The organism is Thalassotalea hakodatensis (assembly GCF_030295995.1).
Taxonomy (GTDB): domain Bacteria; phylum Pseudomonadota; class Gammaproteobacteria; order Enterobacterales; family Alteromonadaceae; genus Thalassotalea_C; species Thalassotalea_C hakodatensis.
In genome coordinates this window covers 3,655,313-3,680,400 of record NZ_AP027365.1, presented here as the reverse complement: position 1 = coordinate 3,680,400, position 25,088 = coordinate 3,655,313, and the positions used below count along the sequence as shown (strand labels likewise).

Sequence of the window (25,088 nt, the reverse complement as noted above, 5' to 3'; positions counted from 1 at the left end):
CTGAGACAGACATAATTAGAGTTTTCTGTAATGATTAATGCAGGAGACGACTATGAAAAAATCACGCTATACAGAATCTCAGATCATCGCAGTATTAAAAAGAAGTTGATGCTGGTAGAAAAGTCGAGGAAGTGTGCCGTCAACACGGTATCAGTAGTGCAACCTATTACAACTGGAAGTCCAAATACGGTGGGATGGAAGCCTCTGACGTCAAACGGTTGAAGGAGCTGGAAGAAGAAAACGCCAAGCTTAAAAAGATGTTTGCGGATGTCAGTCTAGAAAATCATGCGATTAAGGAGCTTTTCGCAAAAAAGGGCTGGTGACAGCGGATAAACGAGAATGCGTCAGCGTAATGGTTGGTGCGGGGCTAAGTATCGTAAGGGCTTGTCTGTTTGTTGGCATTGGCCGTTCGACCTTTTATCGCCCTGAACGAGACTGGCGTAAAGCAGATGCTGCTGTCATTGATGCTATCAATGCCGTGCTTGAAAAGTCGCCACGAGCAGGCTTCTGGAAGTGTTTTGGCCGAATGCGCTTCAAAGGCTTTCCGTTCAACCATAAGCGCGTTTATCGCGTGTATTGCCAGATGGGGTTGAATCTAAAACGAAGAACTAAACGTGTGCTACCCAAGCGAATTGCTCAGCCTTTAGAAGTGCAGGAGCAAGCCAACCACCAATGGGCGCTCGATTTTATGCATGACACATTGTATTGCGGTAAACGATTCAGAACGTTGAATGTGGTGGACGAAGGAACGCGAGAGTGCCTCGCTATAGAAGTGGACACCTCGTTGCCCGCTGGCCGTGTAGTTCGCGTGTTAGAGCAGTTAAAAGATGAGCGTGGGTTGCCCAAACAGTTGCGTGTAGACAATGGCCCAGAACTTCTCTCTGCGACACTAACAGATTGGTGTGAGAGCCATAATATTGAACTGGTATATATCCAGCTAGGTAAGCCACAGCAAAATGGCTTTGTTGAACGCTTTAACGGTTCATTCCGCAGAGAGTTTCTTGATGCCTACTTGTTTGAGAATCTCAGCCAAGTGCGAGATATGGCTTGGTTCTGGCGATTGGATTATAACGAAGAAAGAACACATGAGAGTCTGGGTAACCTGCCGCCGGCAGCTTACCGAGAAAAACTGGAAAATTCTAATTTAGAACTGTGTCATTAATGGGGAAGTGGACACCCTCATGTACCATGGGGATATAATTATCTTACATTGTTTTGCTGCCGTTTGCTGGCGCAACGTAAAACAAGATAAACACGATATATGGCATGGTAGTGAACACGAACAAGTAGTACATGCGTTTGCGCCTGAAGCCTTAACTACCGCCACAAAGTGTGGTTAACGATCTAAACGTGGCAAGGTGAGGTGCTAGTGACACGTTGGCAACTACCTAAATTGATAGTTGAGAGCACATAACGCAATGATAGCTAACTGAAATGATAGATTTGTCGTGTTAACAAAAATAACCAAAGGCTTAGGGTAAGGGATCTAAACCTTTGGTTAACTTGTTACCAGCGTTAAAACTTCACGCTAGCGCCAACAAAGTAACGAGCACCATATTCATCAACACTGTGGTAAACGTTATATTCAGGTAAGGTAGTTACACGTGCTTCATTTAAAATATTCACACCCTCTATAGAAATATCAACATTATCTGTTACGTGCCAAACAAACGAAGCATCAAGTTGATAATAAGGTTTGTTTGTTGCAAGTGCGCTACTTTCAAAGCTTTGCCACTCATCACGTGCGTTGTAGGCAATACGAGCGCTAACGTCTTCGTTTTCGTAGTAGCCTGATAAATTAAATGAATTTTGAGAAACTCGATCTAACCGTTCCTTTTGACCGGCTGGGTTGATTAAAGAACTGTCGGTATAAGTATAATTAAACTGTACACCGAAGCCATTACCAAAATCTTGTTGGTATTGAAATTCAACGCCTGAAACGTCAGCCGTGCCGACATTACGTGAACGAGTCACTAAACAAGTTTCTGAGCATCCGGCTAAGGATTCCTGTGCGGCAGTTGTGTAGATATAATCACTAATATTTTTCTTAAACAGTGTTGCTCCTAATAATGATGAAGGATCAAAATACCATTCAATGCCTAAATCATATTGATCTGACTTATAAGGCTCTATATCAGGATTACCGATTGTTGCGGTACCCATGGTAGGCACTAAACTCGCTGACATCTTCATTTGGTCGTAATCTGGTCGAGCAACACTAGAGCCGGCTGCAAATCGTACTAATAAATCTTCTGTTACGTCAGCAACGACATTTATACTCGGTAGAATATTGGTGTAAGATTTCTTTCCTGTTGATGGCTTTCCGTCTATTTCGCCTGTTGAGTTCACATCAGTCTCTACAATTCTCACACCGATATTACCGCGAAAACCGTCACCGCTAAAGTTAGCTTTTGCATATGCTGAAGTGATACTTTCATCGATTAAAAAAGCTTCGGTTACGCGCAAGGCACCTTGATTATCTTTCGCATATTGCCAAATGTCTCTATTGATCACGGCGAATGACGATAGCGTTCCATCTCTGCCTTCTTTGCTGTGTAAACCAGAGACAGTGCCACCATTGTAATCAGCTAAGGTTAAACCGTCGTTCATGGCGCTAGCAAGTATACCGTCATCGTAACGGTCAATGCGGGCTGAAAACTCCTGATCTTGATATTTAATGCCCGATTTAATAGATGTAAAAATACCAAAGTCTAATTCATGAACAACATCAATTTGATAGTAATTGATTTCATTATCACGGATATTATTTAAGTAGCTAAACTCACTATGGATCATCATTTGCTCATGATCTAAGGCATAATCTGGGTGAGTTAACTCAAGCTCTAATGGTCCAGAAGTATCAAACGTAAACCCTGTTTTTTCACTCTCGGCAATATTGCCCCACCATGTACTTGATTGAAGTCCTCTGGACTTGGCGGTTGATTGACCAATTACCGCGTTTAATGACCAACTATCAGTTTGGTATTCAGCGGTTAAATTGAGCACATCCATTTCCATTTTGGGTTTACGTAATACGGCATTATTAAACAGTGGTACTAACGGCTGAGCACCGCCGAAAGGAACCGTTGTCACGCGTGTTGTTACGCCTTTATCATTTACAACGGCTGTTGTGCCATCGTATTGTGAAAACAATGCCGGAATGGCGAACATGGCCGTATTGACGTGATCATTCTCAAGGGTAAATTTGTTATAATCTGCAATTAATTGTAATTGTTCTGTTGCCTGGTATTGCAAAGTAACCTGTGAACTTTCACGTTTACGTTCTTCGTCAAATAATATGGATGCCATTGCGCCTGGAGCGACAGGAATATTTCCAAGAGAGTCGGCGGGTTTCGCTAATGGCTCACCAAAAGAGCGCAAGGTTTCGCGGTATACACTTTGATTTTCAACAGAATGTGCTACTAAAAAGCCTAAGCTTTCATTGTCATTTTTCCAACTGTAAAGCCCTGAACCGTTAGCTGTCCAGTCGCCAGCTGATTTACTATACGCACCTTCTGTCGAAGCAAAAAAAGTATTACTTTCAACACTAAGTGGACGACGTGTTTTTAAATTAATGGTGCCACCAAGCGCGCCTTCATTAATATCAGCTTCAACTGATTTATAAACATCTAAGCCGCCTATTTGTTCTGCGGATAACAACTCAAAATTAAAGCTACGATTAAAAGGCGCTAAGTCAAACCAGCCAACCGAAGCGACATTTTGACCATTTAATAACACCATACTGTGTTGGGGAGCTGTGCCTCGTACTGTTACGCCATCAACTTCTGAAAAGTCACGCGAGACAGTTACACCAGGAATGCGTTGTAATGCGTCACCGATATTTTTGTCTGGAAATTTACCAATATCTTCAGCAGAAATTGAATCTATTACCGCATCAGTAAAGCGTTTATTGTTTAATGCCTGAGAAAGACTTCCTCGAATACCTTTTACTTCGATTACTTCTACTTTTTCTGAGGTAGATTGTTCTGCATAAGCATTTACGCTGTAGCCGGATAAGGCAGCAGTGATTGCTAATGCAAGGTAACTGGCGACTGGTGTTTTCATCTTGTTATTTTCCTTTTAGCTATTTGTTTTAGTTATGTATTCGTTTTAATTTTAATAATTAGTAAAATAATTATACTAATTATTAATCAATCAATTTGACTAAATGTCAATCATTAATTTGATTATTTTTTACACTTTTTTAATAAGGTATTGCGCGAGTGCGCGAGCACTAAGGACTCTACTTGAATAACTACATAAATAAGTTTGTAAGCTTGGAAAATGCTTCAGTTCATAATCGGAACGACAAGCTATCACGATAAGTCGCTGCTGAAATAGATTGAGTAAGCCTATTACTTTTTGTTGTTGCTCATCTGTATCAAAGCTTTCACCGGGGAGTGGATAATCTTCAGTGGTGATAATAATAGGATCCTCACTGGTGAATGCTGGATGATCTTCGTTGAGCTGTTCAAGTGGTACTAGGGTGTAATTAGCGCCAAGTGTTGTTAGTTCGCTTATCAACGCTTGACGGGCAGGTATGGGATCATTTGGCCCTATACCTCTTGAGTTTACTAAAGATTCATAACACTGTTCATTCGCGGCAAATGTTAGGTAGAAATGCCGACCATTTAACGGCAACCAGTTAGCATGGTTTCTTAATAATTTAATGCTTTGGCTGCATGATTGCTGGGCGATCTCTTGACACCGCTGTTTGGAAAATTGAGTGTGACTTACTGGCTGCTGTAGTTTTTGGTAGCGCATACATAATACTTTTGCTAACGCGTTATCAATGACAGATAGTGGGAGTTTTTGTTGTTGTACGGCATCAATAACCCCCTGAATAGTTTGTTGTTGTATTTCTTTGTAGGGGGTTTCTTGGTTTTCGTAATGTTCTTCACTTAACATGATCAAATGAGCCCCTGCGTTCAGTGCTTGCACTGCTGCGTGCTCCGGTTGATAATTTTTACGCATTGCCCACATATTCATGCTATCGGTAATAATTAAACCATCGAAGCCCATTTGCTCTTTTAATAACGTTGTTAAAATCGGGTAGGACAATGTTGCAGGATTTTCAGCATCAAGTTGTGGGTAACAGATATGACTGGTCATGATCATAGCAACGCCTGCATTGATTGCATGCGAAAAAGGTAATAAATCTTGTTGTGTGAGTTCGGCAAGTGATTTGTCAACTGTAGGTAACGATCTATGGCTATCTGTTTTTGTGTCGCCATGCCCTGGAAAGTGTTTTGCACAAGCAACATTACATGATTTTTGTACCCCTTCAACAGCTGCTTTTACATGTAAAGCTACGTGCTCTGCTTGTTCGCCAAAGGCACGCTGACCAATGATAGGGTTATCAGGATTTGCATTGACGTCTGCACAAGGAGAGAGCAACGTATTATAACCAATGGTTTGCATTTGCTCTGCAAATACTTGATACATATTTTGTGTTAATTGTGTATCGTTTACGATGCCTAACGCTAAATTGCCAGGGCCTAAATCCGTTTCGTTAGTCAATATGCCCCAAGCGCCTTCCTGATCTACTGCGAGAATCAAGGGGGCGTCACATGCGCGAAGGCTTGCCTGTGTTTGCAGTGTTTGTGCGAGTGTTGATGCAGCTTGGCTAGTTTTAGCATTGTCATCGGTAATATAAAAACCACCAATATGATAATCACGGACAAGACTTTTGGCATAATCAATATCTTTCCCAGCGAAAGCAAGCACAAATAATTGACCAACCTTTTCTGGTAACGATAAGCTTGCAATTAAGGTATTAACTTTATGTGTGAAATCCATCACTTTTCCTTGAATAAAAACATGACTTTCCCGACTCGATGAACACGAGCATAATTTTTAAGGGCTTTTTTAAAGTGTTTAAGCGGCGCTAACGCTTGCGCCAGTGATTAAACTCACTAACTGCTCTTTACTGACTTCTTTTACAGAGACATCGGCTGTCGAAGTACCTTGATATAAAACAACGGCGCGATCACAAGTTTCACTAACATGTTGCATATTATGACTGATTAATAACACCGCAACCCCTTGACCACTGATGATGTTAATTAATTCATTAACTTGCGCACTTTGTTCTACACCTAATGCCGCTGTCGGTTCGTCCATTATGACAATATCTGCTCCCCAATTGACCGCTCGTGCGATGGCCACAGCTTGCCGTTGCCCGCCTGATAGGTTGTGAATTTTTTCGGTGTAACTAGGTATACGACTGTTTAATCGGTTAAGTGCCTTACGACCTTTTTGTTCCATCGCCTTGGTATCAAGCCACCCTAGCCAGGCAAGTATGGGGTTTTTATGGCGAATTTCTCGGTTTAAAAAGAGGTTTTCTGTGATATTAAATTCTGGCACCATGGCTAGATCTTGAAATACAGTCTCGATACCGCATGCGCGTGCATCTAAAGGAGACGTTATCGAGACAGGTTGTTCATTGACTAATATTTCACCTGAATCAGGTTGATGTATGCCAGAGATACATCGTACTAACGTTGATTTACCTGCACCGTTATCACCAAGTAATCCAACAACTTCTCCTTTGTTGATGGTGAAAGAAACGTTTTTAAGTGCTTGTACGCCGCCGAAGCTTTTACTGATGTTGTTAACTTCTAATGCAACTTGATCGAGTGCTGTTCTAACCATTTTTAAGCTCCTTAATACCAATAGCAACGGCAATAATTAAGATGATGCCCCGAGCGATCATTTGTTCGTTGGTGGAAAAACCCGATAAGATCAGTCCATTATTGATCATACCCATCAGTAATGATCCTAAAATGGCACCAATAATACTGGCTCTACCACCGAATAAACTGGTGCCTCCAATAGCAACCGCAGCAATAACTGTCAGTAAATCTGCTTCGCCGAGCGTATATCTTGCGCCGTGTAATCTTCCTGCATAAAGCAAACCAGCTAACGCTGCTGCACTTGAAGAGATCACTAACGCTGTAAGTCTCACCCTAACAACGTTTATTCCCATGGCTCGTGCCGCTTTTGGACTTCCTCCAGCAGCCAATAAGTGACGACCAAAGGCTAATTTGTTTAAAACCACAAAGGCAACTAATGCAATTGCTAGGGTCCATATTAGTAATACTGGGATGCCCCACACTTCGCCAGCACCAAAAAAGAAAGTAAAATCTTGGTTAATGATTGGCACTGATTCTAAATTGGTTAATTGTCGAGCAAGCCCGGTAACGACACCCATTGTACCGAGTGTGATCAGCAGTGAAGATACCTGTAAACGTTCTATTAACAAGCCATTAATTAAGCCAATTGTTATGCCGACTAATAATGCTCCAGTTATCGCCAAAGGAATGCCGGTGTGTTGAAGTAACAGCGCACCCACTAACGCGGAAAGTGCAACAACAGAGCCAATAGATAAATCAATATGGCCAACGGCAAGCGCAAAAGTTAAACCGATTGCCATAATCGTTACTGGTGCGGTTTGCCGAATGATGTTCATGAAGTTATTGACGCTTAAAAATGCAGTGTCATGTAGGGCAATGGCAAAGATTAATAAAACAGCGAAGAAGATATAATAGATAAAGGCTTCGCGCTTTAATGCCAGTTGCTTAAAGTTGAGTCGTTGAGATTGTGTAATAATCACGATGCATTCCTTATTATTGTGCTAATGCACGCGTTAATGTATTAGGTAATGGTTGACTAAAAGCACGTTGCCAAATGTCAGCGATATTTGCTTTTGTCACTTTATCAAACGGTACAAGCGTGTATGGTGCAGCTTTTTGCCCCAAATGAGCGAGTGCGCCAAGTTTTGCCATAGTGGCACCGATTGTAAACGGTCGATCAGAAACTACACCGTGCATATTGCCTGACATTGCCATGTCAACAAGGTTGCTAACTCCTAAATCATGACTGACCACTTTTACATCACGACGACCTTGTGCCCGTAGCGCTTCAATTACGCCTTCTGCGGGTGTATCCCATGAAACATAAATAGCTTTTAAGTTAGGATGTTGAAGCAAAAGTGCTGCTGCGATATTAGATGTTTCGTGTTCGCTGACGAATCCTTTTTCAGCAATTATTTTTAAGTTTGGAAAATTAGCCAACTCTTGCTTAAACGCACGATCACGGTTGTTAGTAATAAAATAGTTTGCATCATGATAGATCATTGCTATTTCACCATGACTCTGTGTTGCAGTGGCCATTAACTCAGCAGCAGCTTTACCCATACCAACCATATCATCGGTAACAATACCAACGTAATCTTCACCTAACACAAAATCAGGAACAGGATTACTTAAGAGTACTAATTTAGCTTTCCCAGCAACAAGTTTCTGATAACTGGTTTTTGCACTCACGCCATCTATTGCTAGCGATAGCACAATGTCAGGTTCAAGCGCGCTAACATTTTCAATGTCTGCGACTTGTTTAGCAGGATCAAGCTGTGCATCCGTTACGGCGAGCACTTTAATACCAAGTTGTTCAAAGGTTTTTTTTGCGCCAGCTGTCACAGCGTTTACCCAAGGGCTAGAGCCGTGCCAAACCAAAGCTGCAGTCAGTGACTTGTTTTTTAACGCCGTTATTTGCGCTGAAGTCATGGTGACATTTTTAGATGGTTGTGTATGTTCAAGTACTTGAATATTGTTGCTATATCCAGGTAAAGCAATTGTCGTGCTTATGATCACAAGTGCCTTAATCGTAATTGATGACATACGGGAATAATGATACCACTTCGCTATTTTCACAGCGCATTCTCCTTAAAACCATTCAAAAGCTGGTCATTTATTATTAATTGGTTAACATATTAGGGTTGAAAAATAATATGTCAAACATTTTGACTTATTATTTTGTTATCGTGCTATGTTGCATATTGAGTTGTTAAAAGTAGTAAAAATGTTGCTATATGTAGATAAATGTTGGTTTATGTGAGTGTATGAGGAATATTAAATAGTGAAAGGCTCTAATTCAAAACAGAATAAAGCGCTAAATTTACGACTGGTTTTATCAGAAATCGTCACACAAGGGCCAATTTCTCGTGTTGAAATCTCTCGACGTACACACTTAACGAAACAAACTATCACTAATTTAGTTGAAGAGCTTTTACATGTTGCATTGATAGAAGAAGTAGGCATAAAAAAAGAAGGGGCGGTTGGGAAGCCTTCTAAAATGCTTTGTTTAAAAGCTGATTGTGCATACTCTTTAGCTTTTCGCGTACTTCCTGGCGAGGTAGAAGCAGGATTCTTTAACCTGTCAGGCGAGCGGCAGTATTATGTTCAACAACCTATTAGCGATAAAAACACCTTGAACAGTGTTGTGCATTGCTTTGAAAAGTTAATGGCGGAGAGTGAATTAACGATAGAAAATATTCTGTCTGTAGGTCTTAGTGTTGGCCAAGTGAACCAACAGAATTTACATGATTATCAAGCAACAAAAAGATTACAGCAAGATATCGCTAGTGAACTTAAACTCCCGGTTGCATTAGAAACAACGGCCTCTGCTTGTGCGGCTTATCAAATGTTATACGGAGAAGCGAAAAAACTTAACAGTTTTGTTTATGTGCATATTGGTGATGTTGTTGAGTCAGCGGTGGTTTTTGATCGTAAAATTATGTTGGGCCAAAATGGGTTGACGGGTGCATTAGGTGATATTTTTGTGACGCCTGAAACAGATCAAGTAACGGGAGAGTTGGGCCGTTTAAATGATTTTGCATCGCTGAGCAGTTTAAAACAATATATTGAACAGCCGCTGTTAACCAATGCTCAATTAGCGCAATATTGTGTTGAAAACCGAAACAGTGTTGATCGTTGGATTGAAGAGGCTGCTGAACCCATGCGTATTGCGATACATACACTGGAATCAATACTTAATTGCCAAACGATTATCATTGGTGGTGACATCGAAGATAAGGTGCTTGACAAATTAATCACCCATTTGCGTCCTTATATACCGTCAATCGCTCAATACGGTGAGCGGGATGTTGTCAGATTTATTAAAACGCCAAACGTACACCAAATTGCACATAAAGGCGTAGCAACTTTACCGATACATGCCGCATTAAGTAATGAAAACATGCAAACGCTATTAATAAACCCTTTGATAAAGAAAACACCCTTACAACACTTGTTATATGAGTAATCGTGTTTAACTTTTTGATAAAGCGATAGAAATCACCTTGAAAAATTATAACCGCCAATCAGCTTTACAGAGTTTATCAATAAACCAGTCAAAGGCTTTTCCTTCGTGGCCTTTATGCCAAGCGATAAATACGTCTTGGTTTGGCCTTGGCAGTGTGCAAGGTTTTTGAATAAGTTCTCCTGATTCAAGGTAAGGCTGTGCATAATGAAGGGGTAAAAAGCCAACCCCAATACCACGACGTTGTGCTTCAACTTTAGCATTCATATTGTTTACTGTGATCACTTGCTTACTATTAAATAAACCACTGTTACGTGCAGGTAAATATTGTGAGCTATCGGCAACAACAACAGAAGGGTATTCGCGTAAATGTTCGGTCTCGATAGGCACGTTAATTTTAGCTAACGCATGCTCAGGTGGTACTGCGAAAATAAAGGTTAATTGGGCTATTTTAAACGTGTGGAACATACCTTTTGGTAGTTCCCCTGATGCACCAATAACGATATCAGCTCTTTGGCTGTGTAGAGCATCCCAACCACCCCCTAAAGCTTCTACGCTTAATGCTACGTCAACGTTTTGTTTTAGTTGAGTAAACTCACCGAGTATATCAAACAAGATGGTGTTAGGAATGATAGTATCGCGGGCAATGCGCAATTGTTTTTCCCAACCAGACTCTAATTGTGTGACCGCATCAACCATTTTTGACGTGGCGTGTAGAATTTCTCTTCCGTGTTCAAGTACTAATTTGCCTGCAGGCGTTAATACAGCACGCTGTTTTGAGCGATCAAACAATGTTGCACCAATGTCTTCTTCGAGCTTTTTAATGGTGTAAGTTAAGGCTGAGGGTACTTTGTATAACGATTGCGCAGCCGCCGCAAAGCTGCCAGTTTTATTTATCGCATCAAGCGCGCGTAATGCCTCTAATGTAATTGCTGGGTGCATAATTTTTATTTATTCAAATATTTTGAAGTAATATTTCAAAATCTTCCGATATTTTACATACATTAGCAGTTGTATACTTGATTTCAACAGTTGATTCGCGGTTATCAACGATATTGTTAATTAAAAATTATTGAGGAAAAAACATGAAAACATTATTGAAAGCCATTATTGCAACAAAAGCAGGGTATTCCACATTAGCGTTACGCATTCCTATTGGCATTATTTTTATCGCGCATGGTGCACAAAAATTATTTGGCTGGTTTGGTGGTTATGGCTTAGAAGGAACTGGTGGTTGGATGGAATCTATCGGTTTATCGCCAGGGTATTTAATGGCGTTGTTAGCCGGTAGCGGCGAATTCTTCGGAGGGTTATTTATATTGTTTGGCTTGTTAACGCGTCCTGCAGCAGTTGCGTTATCGGTAACCATGGTGGTCGCTATTTTTGCTGTTCATTTCGAGAACGGGTTGTTTATGTCAAACAATGGTTATGAATTCGGTTTAGCGTTGTTAGCAGCAAGTGTATCACTCGCTTTTTCAGGGGCAGGTAAGTTGGCGTTAGATAACCTGTTAAATAAAGCGTTGGCGAAGAATTAATACCAAAAGGAGTAAAATAATGATCGAACTGAGAAAAGCAAACGATCGAGGCAGGGCAAACTTTGGTTGGTTAGACAGTAAGCACAGTTTTTCTTTTGGCCAATATTACGATCCAAAGCACATGGGTTTTTCCGCATTACGTGTCATTAACGACGATATCGTGCAAGCGGGTATGGGCTTTGATACCCATGGTCATCGTGATATGGAAATTATTAGTTTTGTGATTGAAGGGGCGCTCGAGCACAAAGATAGTGTAGGTAATGTAGAAAGGTTACCTACGGGTGAGTTTCAGTTAATGTCTGCAGGTAAAGGAATTTTTCATAGTGAATACAATGCGTCTACTAATAAGGCTTCACGTTTTTTGCAAATTTGGATCGAACCCAACATATTTGGTGAACGACCTAGTTATCAACAAAAAGCTTTTGGTAACGCTCAAGGTTTAACAACGATTGTTACACCCACAGGTGAAGCGGGTACATTGAAGATAAAACAAGATGCGCGTTTATCACAACTTATACTGGCAGAAAATACGGAAGAAGCTTATCAAGTGCCGTTAGCACGTAAAGTTTATGTGCATTTAATTGCTGGCGTACTCAGCATTAATGGTACTGAGCTAGCACCAGGAGATGGAGCAAAAGTGACTAACGAAACAATACTTAAACTGGAAAACCGTGGCGATAACAGTGTAACTGCACTAGTGTTTGAATTGCCGTAGTTGATGAAACATTAATAGGTTTTAACTTTCAGTATTTTATTTATAAGAGGTTTATATGGGGTTATTAGTAGACGGTGTTTGGCATGACACCTGGTATGACACAGAAGAAAATGAAGGTAAATTTAAACGCGAAAAATCACAACTTCGTCATTGGATAACGCAAGATGGCAGCGCGGGACCAACAGGAGATTCAGGGTTTAAAGCAGAATCAGGCCGTTATCATTTATATGTCTGTTTAGCCTGTCCGTGGGCGCACCGAACCTTAATTTTTAGGGCATTAAAAGGTTTACAGCCACACATTGGTGTGTCGATTGTTAGCCCCGATATGCTGGATAAGGGCTGGAGCTTCGATAAAACAAAAGCTGGTGTTGGTGATGATTTATATGATTCAGAATACTTATATCAACTGTACCTTCGCAATAATGAAAAATACACTGGACGCGTTACCGTACCAATGCTTTGGGATAAAAAACAACAGCGAATAGTGAGCAATGAATCTGCTGAGATCATTCGTATGTTTAACAGTGCTTTTGATGATATTACTGGAAACACCGTCGATTTTTATCCATCCGAATTGCAACATGATATTGATGAAATAAACACTGTTGTCTATGACAATATTAATAATGGTGTGTATAAAACGGGGTTTGCTACCACGCAGTCTGCGTATGAAGAAGCTTACGAAAACTTGTTTAGCGCCTTAGATGACATAGAAAAAATATTAGCCACTAAACGCTACCTTGTGGGTGATCAAATTACTGAAGCAGACTGGCGATTATTCACTACGTTAATTCGCTTTGATGCGGTTTATTTTGGCCATTTTAAATGTAATAAACGCATGATTGAGCAATACCCAAATCTTGCGAATTATGTTCGTGAGTTATTTCAAGTGCCACATGTTGCTGATACCGTAAATTTTGAACATATTAAGCGCCATTATTATTTCAGTCATGACATGATTAACCCTACTCAAATTGTGCCAGTAGGACCTGATATTGATTATCAAACGGCGCATAATCGTTCAGGTGTTACGAGTTAGATGAGATGTAATGCCGTGGGCTAACCCGTTCAGTGTATAAAACTTACTGATCATGTTAGCCCAAATAAATTGTATCTCGCTGCGCTTTTGTTAACTTTTACCTTGTAAATAACGCTCCCACATGCGGTGTTGGCGAGTTAGCTCACTTGCAGTTTCTCGGTCTTGGGCTGCTTTTTCAAAATGTTGTTCGATCATGTCTGATTGTTTAGCGACATGTCGTTTTAAGTCTTTAACGTTATCGTTGATATTATCTAACTTAGTCGATAATGAGCGCATTGCTCGACTAAAGTCACGATGAAAATCTTTAAATTCTTCAGACTCTAAATGACGTAATGTTGCATCTTGGCCTGGGTACATGTCTTGCAACAGAGTATTCATCCGATCAATGACCAGTAAGTAACCGGTATTGTCGTAACGGTATTGGTTAGCAATACGCGATATTTGCTTTGAACGCACTAACAAACGACGCGAAAGCTCTTCATCGCTACTAAAGTAACTTGAGTATTCATCTTCTTCTAATTCTCTCGCATTATCGGTTGCTTGATTCACTTGTGGGGCAAATGGATAAGCAATGATAAAGTCGTTATAACTGGCGATAGTGCCTCTGTCGTCTGCGAGCTCAAATGCGCGCTTATATAAGGTAAGTAATGCCTCTTGGGTGTGTTCACTTTGCGGCACATGCTTAATATACCACTGATACGACGCGATGTTATCAGCTTCTTTCACGCGTTGATAAACTTTGTTAAATACAGCGTTTGTGACACTTGCATCGTCATTGAATTTATCAGCCAAGGCTAAATAGTCAGTTAACTTTGTTGTATCTGGGTAACGTGCTATGGCATCAAGTAAACTGTCTCTTTTTATTTGAGCAGGAATATAGGCAGATTCGGCAAGTGCAATTAATCTTTTATAATCATCGTTATTTTTTAAAACGCTATGCAACGATTGATAGGCGAGTACTCGATTTTCTTTGTTACCAAGCAAATCACTGTTAATAAGTGTTTGCAATAGTTGTACATCGCCATTGTTTTTCGCTTGGTTAATGTGCTGCTTGGCAAGTGTGTACCAGTCTGTTTTTAATTGCTCAATCCATTGCCTTCTCTCTGGAAAATAGCGACTTAGTGGTACATCATTTTGCTGATATAACGCGGCTAGTTTGGTTAGTTGCGCTATCCCTGTTAAATGCTTTGCTTTTTCAGTTTCTTCAAGCAGTTGCTCTGTGTATTTGCTAGAGGTAAGCTCGAGGGCATGTTTACGTAATTGATGATAATTATCGCCTGTTTCCCCTATCTTCATTAATCGTTTTTCTTGTTGCCAGTCGGCGATAAATACTTCGTACTTATCACTTTTTAGGAATTCTAGTGGCGAAAATACGGTAACCAAAGGTAAATTACCTTGGTCAATAAAATCTACTTTTGCATAATGCGTATCTTGAGCCGATAGTTTTTTTGTTTTAAAGCGTTTAATTAATTGGCCTGTATTAACATCAAGTACAAAAATGCTCCCACTTACCGATAATGCAGTTTTGTTATCTTTGGAAAAGCGTAATTGCCCACTACCATAATTAGTGCCGGAAACCACGAAGCCAGATCGCTTACGAGTATTATGATTATAAAGTTGCTTACCAGTTGCTAAATCCCAAGCGACAATACCGTATTCGACAGTCGAAATTAATTTAGTATCATCTGGCGTAATAGCGATTGATAACACTTCCCGACTATTGTCGAATTTAGCATTTTCTAACGGTAGACGTTTGCCTGAATCAACGTCAAATACGGCTAAACGATTGTGGTTTTCAAGCACTAATCGTTTACCTGAAGCGGAAAACTCTGCTCTGTCATCCCAGTCTCCACCTTTTATTTTTTGAATGAGTTTTACCGGGTTGGTCTGATAGATATAAAAATAGTCTTCGCTACTGTTCCAGCGTTCAAACCAAAAACCGAAGCGTTCACCATTTGGTGCCATGGTAAAATTATAATACCGACCTCCAATAGGACTGTAAGGGTTTTGATTATAATCAAGCTTATAAGACACCTTATTTTCTTGGAAAATAATATCGCCCGTTTCAAGGTTTTTAACTGTTACACCATTACAAGATGAACCATGTCTTTTACAGCGCTTACCTGTTATGGCAATTTTTCCTGATTCGTCGGTTTGATTTAACACATCCTGATTGGTAGGTCTTGTAGATGCATCTACAAAGTTAGGTAGTATTGCAATTACCAAAGATAGCACAATGGCGATATTATATTTTTTCATCTGACCGAATACTCCAATTAGACGTCATGAAAATATAGTTAAATATTTTGGCGGTAAGCTTATGATTTATAAACGTATCAAACTATATAGGAATATATTGTTGAGTACAACGAATTGGTATAATGCGTTGATTTGGCATTACTTATACTGCATTCATTTTCGTCAAAAATAGACACTGGCGCATAGCAAGGTTATGCTGACTTATAATGCTGTTATTTAATGGGTTTACTTATGCATGGTTTAAACATTACAGGTATGGTTGTTTTAGTAACTGTACTGCTTTCAATGTCTATCAAGGCGCAAACTGTACTACATGTTGAAAACCAAGCTAAAGAGCCTTTAAAATCGGCAATTATAGAGGTAAATACAAAAAAGGCATCAGCCCCTTGGACTGCTAACGATAAGACTTTTATCATGGATCAAGTCAATAAGCGATTCTCTCCTGAAGTATTAATTGTACCTAAAAGCAGTAACGTTAGTTTTCCCAACAGCGATGATATTCGTCATCATGTGTATTCATTTTCACCGACCAAACCATTTGAATTAAAATTATATGCAGGTAAACCTAAAGCGCCCATTCCTTTTGAAAAACAAGGTTTAGTTGTATTAGGGTGTAACATTCATGATGGGATGGTTGGCTATATTTATGTTACTGATAATAAAAATACCTTTATCACTAATGAACGTGGAGAGGTGCAGATTGATATACCTGCTGAGCAAATCATCGGTGTAACCGTTTGGCATGCTAACGCGCAGCAAGGTGTTGATCATCGTCAATCATTTGAAACATTTGAAGTGAAAAAGCAACGCATCACCTTGGCGATAAACACCACAGAACCGGCTAAGACAGATAGCTTTGAAGATGTATTTGGTCATGCTCACTAAATATCGCTTTAAAACCCAAATAACATGGCTATCAACGGGGTTGATATTGCTAACCGTTCTTTCTTTAACGGCAAGTTATTGGTTTCGTATTGCTGATTACGCCGAACAACAAATTAAACAACAGTTTAACTTCGCTGAAAATGTATTAAATCAAAACTTGATCACTCAAGAAAAAATGTTGATCACTGCTGCCAGTGTCTTAGCGGCTGATTTTGGTTTTAAACAGGCGGTAGCTTCGCAAGATAAAAATACCATTGACAGCGTGTTACTTAATCATGGTGAACGTATAAATGCGGACTTAATGATGTTACTTGATTTAACCGGTAATTTAATCACCACGAGTGCATCTAAAACGTTATCATTACAAGCGGTAACAGAAGGTATTCAATCGCTGCCCTTTCGTAATGTTCATGCGCAATTCTTACGGATTGATAATGAGGTTTACCAAGTGATTGTGTTACCGGTAAAAGCACCAAGAGTGATTGCTTATACGGTTATTGGCTTTGAGTTTGGCCAGACGTCGTTGGTTGAGTTAAAGGACATGATTTCGCTTGATATCTCTATTGTTCAACGTGAAAAAATATTGGCAACGACAATGAAAAGTCAGTATTCACCTGAACAAATTATGCAAGAGGCGATAACGCCTCCGTCAAATATTTTACTATCTAGTGCTGATTACTATCACCAAGTTAGGCCCTTAGGCAATTCTAAAACTCTATCCGTGCTTTTATCTGCCTCTTTGGTTCGAATTCATCATGATTTTAATCAACTAATCTCATCTATTTTGTTTATTGCATTGTTTGTTATTGTGATCGCAATAGCGTTATCTCGATTATTATCAAATGGTTTGTCTAAACCCCTTAATATTTTGATGAATTTAACCCAACGAGTTGGACGGGGTGATTTAGTCATTCCAAAATTATCAGGGGATTTGCCTCGTGAATTTACTGAGCTATATCAAAGTTTTTCTGTGATGGGCGCAGAAATTGAAAATCGTGAAAAAGCGATAAAATATCAAGCAGAGCGTGACTTACTTACGGGGCTATATAATAGGCAAAAAATGTTGCAATCGTTGGAAGAAACAACCACGTATAGCAAACAGAGCACCTTAGTTGCTTTTAACATCAAAGATTTTAAAACGTTAAATGACACCATTGGTATTTCTAATGGTGATAAAATTCTTCAAGAGCTTGCACATCGAACATTTCATTACCTAGGGCCTTTATCAGCCGGAGATGTTAACGTGATAGGGGTTGCTCGAACGGGCGCTGATGAGTTTCTTGTCGCTATAGATACAATATCTACAGATTATATTGCTAAATTTTTAACGCATTTACAATCAGAATTAGATCGTCCTTATTGGGTGAGTGATATTAAAATCAACCTTTCGCTGTACTTTGGTATTGCTCAGTTTGATGAGCACATCAGCATTGATGCCGAACATATGATTCGTAGAGCTTCAATGGCCGTTTCGGCGGCAATTAATGAACAAGTGTCAGTGCGCTATTATCAGCAAGGTGAAGATGAAGCTTATATGTATAAGCTCTCACTTATTGATGAGTTAAAGTCAGCTTTGGAAGCCGAAGATAGTCCCTTATTTATGAATTACCAACCTAAGTTAAACATGGCTACTGGACGAGTAGATAAACTTGAAGCGTTAATTCGTTGGATAAATAAAGAAGGTGATTTTGTTAATCCAGAGTTATTTGTTGGCTTAGCAGAAAAAGCAGGATTGATAGTTACCCTAACGCGCTGGGTAATACTTCATGTGGTTGAACAGATAGAGCATTGGAATCTGCAAGGCTATACGTTTAAAGTGTCTATTAACTTATCCGCGCAAGATATTCAACATGATACGTTTGTTGAATATCTATTAGATACCGTCGCAGCAAAACAAGTAGAACCGCAACAAATAACCCTAGAGTTAACCGAGCGGGATTTAGCTGAAAATGAGAGCTTAGTCGCTTCTAGGCTTTCTTATCTTAAATCATTAGGTTTTCAAATATCGGTAGATGATTATGGTATTGGACAGTCGTCGCTGGCAAAACTTAAACATTTACCGGTGGATGAATTAAAAATTGATAAGTGTTTTATTTTAAATTTAGATAAAAATAAACAAGATCAAGATATTGTTATGTCTACCGTATTGCTAGGCCACCGTCTTGGGCTACAAGTCGTTGCAGAAGGTGTTGAAACGGCAGAAAGCTTAGCGTTACTCGATGAATACAAATGCGATTATGCACAAGGGTATTATTTATCAAAGCCGCTATCGGCGGAGAAGTTAATTGAATGGTATGAATGCTATGAAACGACAACTTAGTACATTGTTATTCTGCATGCCTTGCGTATGCTTTGCCAATGGAAAAATTTTAGCAACCCCAGGGGTTTCACAGGTTGAAGGCGCTGGCGGTGGCGGTATTGTTCCTTGGGCACAATTAGCGGGGTACGCTACTGAAGATGAAATAGCAGCATCGGTATTTTGCTCAAAAGCACAAGTACAAGACTTCCGCTTAGATAGCTGTGGCGCACAAGTTAATTTTTATGATCGTGTTGAAGTGTCTTATGCCAAACAGGATTTTGATGTTGAGCCACTTTCACTCACGCTTTCGCAAGAGGTTATTGGCATGAAAGTGCGCTTATACGGTGATTTGGTGTATAGCGATTGGCCGCAGATATCATTAGGCGTACAACATAAAATGTTAGAAACACCAGACATTGCCTTTGCTTTAGGCGCCAAAGAAGATAAAGGCACTGATGTGTATCTCGCAGCGAGTAAATTACATTTAGGCGCTATTGCCGGTTATAATTTTCTCTGGAATGCTACGTTACGCTATTCATCAGCTAATGAAATGGGGCTTTTAGGCTATGGAGGCGTTGAAGGTAATGGTGCGCTACACCCAGAAATTTCAGCAGCTATTATGTTAAATAACCATCTTGCGCTTGGCACTGAGTATCGGGTTAAGTCTGAAAATCTAGCGGTAAAAGAAAGTAATTGGCATGATGTATTTTTAGCGTGGTTTCCGAATAAACACTTCAATATGACTGTGGCTTATTTAGATTTAGGGACTATTGCAAATATTGATAATCAGCATGGTTGGTATGTTTCAATGTCGGGGCAATTTTAATGTTTTCTTTAAAGCACGCAGTATGGTTAGTTTTACTTAGTCTCAGTGTTGTGTCATGTTCTACACAACAGTCGCTACAGCAGAATAATTTGTATCAAGCATTGGGTGAACGAGAAGGGCTAACGACACTTGTTGACCAGTTCATTATTGAAATTGTGAAAGACAAAGAAATATTCCCCTATTTTGCGAAATCGAGTGTTAGCCACTTCCGAGAGGGCTTTATTAATCATATGTGTGCAATAAGCCAAGGCCCTTGCGAATATAAAGGTGATTCTATGATAGATATCCATACGGGCATGCACATCACAGAAGGTGACTTTAATCGAGTTGTTGAATTACTCATACGTGCTATGGAGCATACGGGAATTTCTTATCCTGTTCAAAATCGTTTACTGGCACGTTTAGCTCCTATGCGTGAAGAAGTGATTAAACGATAAACTCTGCTTTAACGCTGAAGTTTAACGTTTAAAAAACTGGCAAATTTCAGCATCAGTTCTAAAGTTAATTAATAATCGTTTTTACTCTGTTTAATTTATTCCATCTGTAGCATCAGCAAAGACATGTAAAATGAATAGAGTTTCAACGTTTGTAATCAAAGTGCATTAGTGTGTAACTTGATCATTACAATAATAAAAAACCGTTGAGTTTTGCTGGTGACTTCCCCTTAACGCATAGTAGGTGAACGGACATGACACTGGAAAAATCAATCGCAGTTATTATTATGATGTTGTTTGTTTCGGCTTCAAGCCAAGCAGCTTATATCACCATAAATGAAGAAGAACTAGATAGGATATATTCACAGGATTCGTTCGGTGATTTGCCCATTGATATTCGTATCGGCCAGCCCTCTGAAATTTTAGCCCCTAATTTATTAGATATCACCTCAAGAGAAGAAGTGCGCCAATTATTTAATATGCATTCAGGTGGTTTTAATATCGTTAATTTTTATTTTATCGATACCATTAGTGCCTGTGGCAGCTCTACTGGCACTAATATTGTGGGATGTGGTGAATATTTTGGTAATGATTTTGTTGTGGAATCAAGGTTTGCTGATAGTGGATATGGTAGCGAGTTATTAGCCCATGAGCTTGGACACAACTTAGGCTTACCTCATTTAAATGGCGGATTCCTCATGAATCCTAGTCTCAATAATAGAACGCTACTCACTGAGGCTGAAGTGGCACAAATTCGTCGAAGCCCGCTAGTGCAAAACATTGATAATACCTATTGGATTGATATTAACCCAGTATTGATAGTACGTGAGCTAACTAAAGTTTCAGAGCCGGCTACATTGGTGCTGTTTTTGTTGCTTGTTATTGCATTATTGTATCAACACAACGTGAAGGTAACCTATCAACCTTTGAGTCGTCGGTACTAAAAACGGTGCTGTTATTGAAACGAGGGCAGTTACTTGTCGTATTGCTATCAGGTCTGATGTCGTTAATGTTACAAGCGAAAGAAGGCTTAAGTTCACAATGCCATTCATTTACATTAGTTGATTGGCAGCTTACCTGTCCTAAAGAGGTTTTTTGTTTTAAACATCCTAAGACGTTTCAAACGCAAGACGTGATTGCTATTGATAGTCTTTCTGGCACATTAGAAGAAAAACAATGGGTACTACAATATGACGTAGGACAATACATTAATGATTATTCGCATGTAAAGGTTATTAACCGGAGGCGATATTCAGTTGCAGCCGGTGAGGGAGAGTTGATAATTATGGCTGATAAAGTCGCTTTTATTATTGATAATATTCTACCTTCAGCGCCATTGCTGTTGGAAATGAGCCATAAACCATTACTATCAGGGAAAGTTAAAGGTAAAGGGGCATTAGATATACCTTTAGCTAAATGTATATTTTCAACAATAATCCAGTCATGATAGGGCTCTTATACCAATTCGCATAAATATTCGGTCATTCAGCGAGAATTAAACGCTTTAGAGGCAAGGCATTGATTGCAAAGAATGGTTATTCCATTGTTAAAATCAATAACACAGTCTATAACCCTTTTAAACTCGCCCTTGGGAACTCATTAGCGCCCTGATAGCTTCCCTAAATAATCGAACCATAGAGCGACTATGCTTAAATTATTTAGCTTGTTCTAAGCGCGCTAATGAAGTGCTAAGTTGGCTAAATATATAATAGAGTTGGTATAATAAGCTACATCCTTGTAGCGTCCTTGTTAAAATCAACAACACAGGCTATGAAGCGTTTAAATTCGCCCTTTGGGAGCGTGTTAGAGGCGCGATAATTGCGCAAAACGTGTTTGATGTAGAACAACTATACCTGCACACGTTTCGCTTATTCTACCACCTCTGACATCGCTCTGAACTGACTTAATCTTTATGCGAATTGGTATTAAAAATGTTAATTAGCATGTTGTACCGGAGGTTCATTTATCTGTAGGTACTGATTGAGCATTGACCCCAATTCTGAATAGTCATGGTTTAGTGTAGATTTTAAAAAATACCCAGCAATATGGTGTTGATAAGCACTTGTTTTATCTTGTTCTCTATTCGATGTAGTGAGTACATAAACGATGTTATGTGAAAGTTTTGGATCTTCGCGCAATGCTTTAAGCATCGCTAACCCGTTCATTTTTGGCATATTTAAATCAAGTAAGATCACAAAAGGGCGTCCGCTTAATTCACTACGCATTAATTCTAACCCTTGTAAGCCGTCTTTAGCACGGTAAATGGGGTTGTTTGTATTTAACTTTGTTAACGCGCGTTTTACACTCACTGCATCAAGGTCGTCATCTTCAACAAGTAATATAGCCGTTTTATTGTTTTGGTTATGTTTAGTCATCAATTAACCTCTTTAATGTTGCTTCATCTGGCCAAGTAAAAACAAAGCACGTACCAGCATCTCCATTAGAGTCTATGGTAATGTTACAATCATAAGTATCAAGGATCTTTTTAACAATTGCTAAACCCATACCGCTGCCTTCTAACTCATCACGTGGCTTCAAGGTTTTAAAAATACCAAAAATTTGTTGGTGATATTGTGGATCAATGCCAGGGCCATCATCACAAACAGAAAATTGATATCCCTGCTCAATTGGTTTAATTGAGACAGTGATGTGACCCGTTTCTTTATCGTGATGTTTAATTGCATTGTTAATTAAATTTCTTAACACTTGTTCAAGTGGCACAGCAACGGTATTGAATGATACAACGTCGCTGTTTATTTCTAGATGAATACTCGCCGGTGGGTTTAAAAGTTGAAAGGTGTCAACTATTAATAAGTCCACATTAATCGTAGTAAGTTTTTCTACTTTTTCGGTTAATGTTGCGTATGAAAGCAAGTCATCAAGTAGCTTTTCTAGTCGAGAGGTTCTGCTTTGCATGAGCCTTAAGTATTCAGTTATCTGTGAATTTTTATTTTCATGTAGCTCTTCGTCAATCCAGTTGGATAATTGCATGATCCCTCTTAAGGGGGCTTTAAGATCGTGAGAAGCAATATAGGCAAATTCAGATAACTCCTTATTACTACGTTCAAGTTCTTTTGTGTATTTAGCGAGTGCTAATTCAGTAGCCTTCTGTTGACTAATATCTCGAATAATTGCTGAAAAAAATTGCTCATCATTTATTATCATGTGGGCAATAGACAGGTGAATTGTGAAGATTGATTGGTCTTTTTTCTTTGCTGTGACCTCACGGCCAATGCCGATTATTTTCGGTTTTTTACCGCTTAAATAGTTTGCTATATAGTTATCATGTTGTGAATGATCTGGCTCTGGCATTAACATTCTTACGTTTTGCCCTATCATTTCATGCGAAGAGTAACCAAATAGAGAGGAAGTTGCTTTATTAACACTTAAAATTTTCCCCTGATGGTCGGCAAGTACTACAGCGTCAACCATGGTTTGTAATGTTGTTCTTAACCTGTTTTCTTCATAGCTCAGTAAGGCTTTTGTCTTTTCATGAAGTGTTATTTCATCCTGCAATTTTTTTGAGTGTCGGGCTGCATCACGCCATAGCTTCATAAAGAGTAAACTAATAAAAATAGCGAGCATTCCTGATATTAATATTACGTTAGGCAAACGTGAACGTAACGATATTGCATAGTTTTCGCTGAAGTTGAGTGTAACTTGCCAGTTAATACCATAAAATGATAAAGCCTGTGTGGAAGTGTATTGTTTATCGCTTTCTTTTTCTTGGTGATACTGTGCTATTTTTTGGTTATTTTCGGCGATAGATAACGTAAAATTATTAAGGTGGAAGTTATTCGCTAATACCTCGAGTAGCTCGTCGTAGGTAATGACAGCGACGAAATAACCATTTTTAGCTTGTTCGTTTTTTAAAGGCACTGTGATTAAAAAGCCAGGAGGTCCCTGAACTAAGTTAATTGAAGGTGAAATAGAAGCGCGCATCATTTTTTGAGAGCGCAGTAAAGTTGTATGTCTTTTACTCTCAGATGAAAGATCAAAATTAATCGCTTTTTCGTTTCCTGCTATTGGTACGACCCATTTGACCAACATATTGCTGTTAACCCACTCAATTGCTTTTATGTCTGGGAAGTCATTCACATATTGTAGGCTATCGTTCTCCCACTGTTTTTTAGTTAATGAATCATGCACGTACCAGCGATGAGCTAACCTATTTAAGGCATCAACACGAGTATCGATTAAGGCTTTTAACGCTTGTGTTACGTTTTTTGTGTGGGCGTTTAATTTCTCTTGGAGTTGCTGGTGTTGCCAACTTTCAACTGCCTGCGACAAAGCAAAAGTAAAGACAATTAAGGCAACTGTTAAGGTGCTTTCTTTCCAGTATTGTCCAAAGAGTATTGAAGAATCAGATGATAATGTTGACATCAATGTCAAAGCAATGCCAATTATAATAAAACCAATAGCGGTATGAACTGCCATGGCTGACAGATTCCCTAACCCGTAAGCAGTTTCAATACTGAAAATATAACCAATAAAGGCAACGGCTCCCATTCCACTTACGGCAGGGCCAATAATTTTATGTATATGTAAGCGTGGATGAATGTTATGAGCGATAATTGTTGTGCCTGTTAGCATAAAACAAAGCGCCGTACTAATCGCCATACGACCAGGATGAGTTGTATTGGTGGTAATATAATGTTCAATAAATAATTGATCGATGTATAAATCAACTTGAGCAACATATTCGATAAATGTTGTTGTGCTTATTAACACCACCAAAGATGCATAGCTTGTTGAAAGTTTTTTTTGTTGCAATGAATGAGCAAAAACGCCTATTCCGCAGAGTAAAAAACATAGAGCAGTATTAAACTGCATTGCCACAAAAGAGTAATGTATTTGTACTAATAAAGGTGTACGAGAAAACCAACCATAAATTACGATTATGGCTAGCAGCGAAACGCAAGCACCGAGGTAACGACTTAATACAATATGATTGATATTAAACATTTTTATCCTTTCATACAGTCAAAGCACATG

20 protein-coding genes and 1 pseudogene are annotated in these 25,088 nt (G+C 39.3%); 12 read left to right on the top strand and 9 right to left on the bottom strand.

Annotated features, from left to right (window positions below):
* Window positions 1-52: 52 nt before the first annotated feature.
* A pseudogene (locus QUE72_RS16300) lies at window positions 53-1,162 on the top strand (IS3 family transposase).
* A gap of 19 nt (window positions 1,163-1,181) precedes the next feature.
* Window positions 1,182-1,340, top strand: a complete 159-nt coding sequence (locus QUE72_RS16295) for a hypothetical protein (protein ID WP_286270159.1) — start codon at window positions 1,182-1,184, stop codon at window positions 1,338-1,340.
* Between the two features lie 175 nt (window positions 1,341-1,515).
* Here QUE72_RS16295 and QUE72_RS16290 read toward each other — a convergent pair whose 3' ends face one another.
* The 5 genes from QUE72_RS16290 to QUE72_RS16270 form a co-directional block, all read right to left on the bottom strand.
* A complete protein-coding gene (locus tag QUE72_RS16290) occupies window positions 1,516-4,065 on the bottom strand; it encodes a TonB-dependent receptor (RefSeq protein WP_286270158.1) in 2,550 nt (849 codons plus the stop codon).
* 129 nt (window positions 4,066-4,194) lie between these two features.
* Window positions 4,195-5,799, bottom strand: a complete 1,605-nt coding sequence (locus tag QUE72_RS16285) for a glycoside hydrolase family 3 protein (RefSeq protein WP_286270157.1) — start codon at window positions 5,797-5,799, stop codon at window positions 4,195-4,197.
* Between the two features lie 78 nt (window positions 5,800-5,877).
* Window positions 5,878-6,654, bottom strand: a complete 777-nt coding sequence (locus QUE72_RS16280) for an ATP-binding cassette domain-containing protein (RefSeq protein WP_074496486.1) — start codon at window positions 6,652-6,654, stop codon at window positions 5,878-5,880.
* Complete coding sequence (locus QUE72_RS16275; RefSeq protein ID WP_286270156.1) at window positions 6,647-7,615, bottom strand: ABC transporter permease; 969 nt, start codon at window positions 7,613-7,615, stop codon at window positions 6,647-6,649. The genes QUE72_RS16280 and QUE72_RS16275 overlap by 8 nt, the downstream gene beginning before the upstream one ends.
* Before the next feature lie 13 nt (window positions 7,616-7,628).
* Window positions 7,629-8,714, bottom strand: coding sequence for a substrate-binding domain-containing protein (locus tag QUE72_RS16270; RefSeq protein WP_286270155.1), 1,086 nt, complete (start codon window positions 8,712-8,714; stop codon window positions 7,629-7,631).
* 205 nt (window positions 8,715-8,919) lie between these two features.
* Between QUE72_RS16270 and QUE72_RS16265 the strand changes: the two genes are divergently transcribed.
* Window positions 8,920-10,104: an ROK family transcriptional regulator gene (locus QUE72_RS16265; RefSeq protein ID WP_074496488.1), complete on the top strand. Its 1,185-nt coding sequence runs from the start codon at window positions 8,920-8,922 to the stop codon at window positions 10,102-10,104.
* A 45-nt stretch (window positions 10,105-10,149) separates the two neighbouring features.
* Here QUE72_RS16265 and QUE72_RS16260 read toward each other — a convergent pair whose 3' ends face one another.
* On the bottom strand, window positions 10,150-11,043 hold the full coding sequence (locus QUE72_RS16260; protein ID WP_286270154.1) for a LysR substrate-binding domain-containing protein: 894 nt from the start codon (window positions 11,041-11,043) through the stop codon (window positions 10,150-10,152).
* Window positions 11,044-11,186: 143 nt separating this feature from the next.
* On the opposite strand from QUE72_RS16260, the gene QUE72_RS16255 reads away from it, so the two are divergent.
* The 3 genes from QUE72_RS16255 to QUE72_RS16245 are packed head-to-tail and all read left to right on the top strand — an operon-like array spanning window position 11,187 to window position 13,390.
* The gene (locus QUE72_RS16255; protein ID WP_286270152.1) at window positions 11,187-11,636 is read left to right on the top strand and encodes a DoxX family protein; all 450 of its coding nucleotides are present in this window, start codon (window positions 11,187-11,189) and stop codon (window positions 11,634-11,636) included.
* Between the two features lie 19 nt (window positions 11,637-11,655).
* The gene (locus tag QUE72_RS16250; protein WP_286270151.1) at window positions 11,656-12,351 is read left to right on the top strand and encodes a pirin family protein; all 696 of its coding nucleotides are present in this window, start codon (window positions 11,656-11,658) and stop codon (window positions 12,349-12,351) included.
* A 55-nt stretch (window positions 12,352-12,406) separates the two neighbouring features.
* Window positions 12,407-13,390 (top strand): glutathione S-transferase family protein, encoded by a 984-nt coding sequence (locus QUE72_RS16245; protein WP_286270150.1) that lies wholly within the window; start codon window positions 12,407-12,409, stop codon window positions 13,388-13,390.
* A 90-nt stretch (window positions 13,391-13,480) separates the two neighbouring features.
* Here QUE72_RS16245 and QUE72_RS16240 read toward each other — a convergent pair whose 3' ends face one another.
* A complete protein-coding gene (locus QUE72_RS16240) occupies window positions 13,481-15,649 on the bottom strand; it encodes a WD40 repeat domain-containing protein (RefSeq protein ID WP_286270149.1) in 2,169 nt (722 codons plus the stop codon).
* A 231-nt stretch (window positions 15,650-15,880) separates the two neighbouring features.
* Here QUE72_RS16240 and QUE72_RS16235 point away from each other — a divergent pair, with 231 nt between their 5' ends.
* The 6 genes from QUE72_RS16235 to QUE72_RS16210 all read left to right on the top strand — a co-directional run bounded on the left by QUE72_RS16235 (window position 15,881) and on the right by QUE72_RS16210 (window position 21,540).
* Window positions 15,881-16,534 (top strand): methylamine utilization protein, encoded by a 654-nt coding sequence (locus QUE72_RS16235; protein WP_286270148.1) that lies wholly within the window; start codon window positions 15,881-15,883, stop codon window positions 16,532-16,534.
* Window positions 16,524-18,854: a GGDEF domain-containing phosphodiesterase gene (locus QUE72_RS16230; RefSeq protein WP_286270146.1), complete on the top strand. Its 2,331-nt coding sequence runs from the start codon at window positions 16,524-16,526 to the stop codon at window positions 18,852-18,854. The genes QUE72_RS16235 and QUE72_RS16230 overlap by 11 nt, the downstream gene beginning before the upstream one ends.
* Window positions 18,838-19,659, top strand: coding sequence for a DUF3034 family protein (locus QUE72_RS16225; protein ID WP_286270144.1), 822 nt, complete (start codon window positions 18,838-18,840; stop codon window positions 19,657-19,659). Before QUE72_RS16230 ends, QUE72_RS16225 begins: the two co-directional genes overlap by 17 nt.
* Entirely contained in the window at window positions 19,659-20,096 is a 438-nt protein-coding gene (locus QUE72_RS16220) for a group I truncated hemoglobin (protein WP_286270143.1), read from the top strand. Before QUE72_RS16225 ends, QUE72_RS16220 begins: the two co-directional genes overlap by 1 nt.
* Window positions 20,097-20,347: 251 nt before the next feature.
* Window positions 20,348-21,037 (top strand): zinc metalloprotease, encoded by a 690-nt coding sequence (locus tag QUE72_RS16215; protein ID WP_074496496.1) that lies wholly within the window; start codon window positions 20,348-20,350, stop codon window positions 21,035-21,037.
* Between the two features lie 14 nt (window positions 21,038-21,051).
* Window positions 21,052-21,540 carry a hypothetical protein gene (locus tag QUE72_RS16210; protein ID WP_286270141.1) on the top strand — a complete coding sequence of 163 codons (489 nt, stop codon included), beginning with the start codon at window positions 21,052-21,054 and terminating at the stop codon, window positions 21,538-21,540.
* 487 nt (window positions 21,541-22,027) lie between these two features.
* On the opposite strand, the gene QUE72_RS16205 is transcribed toward QUE72_RS16210, so the two are convergent.
* Together QUE72_RS16205 and QUE72_RS16200 are read right to left on the bottom strand one after the other, a co-directional pair.
* Window positions 22,028-22,468 (bottom strand): response regulator, encoded by a 441-nt coding sequence (locus QUE72_RS16205; protein WP_286270140.1) that lies wholly within the window; start codon window positions 22,466-22,468, stop codon window positions 22,028-22,030.
* A complete protein-coding gene (locus tag QUE72_RS16200) occupies window positions 22,461-25,058 on the bottom strand; it encodes a PAS domain S-box protein (RefSeq protein ID WP_286270139.1) in 2,598 nt (865 codons plus the stop codon). Before QUE72_RS16200 ends, QUE72_RS16205 begins: the two co-directional genes overlap by 8 nt.
* Window positions 25,059-25,088: the final 30 nt, after the last annotated feature.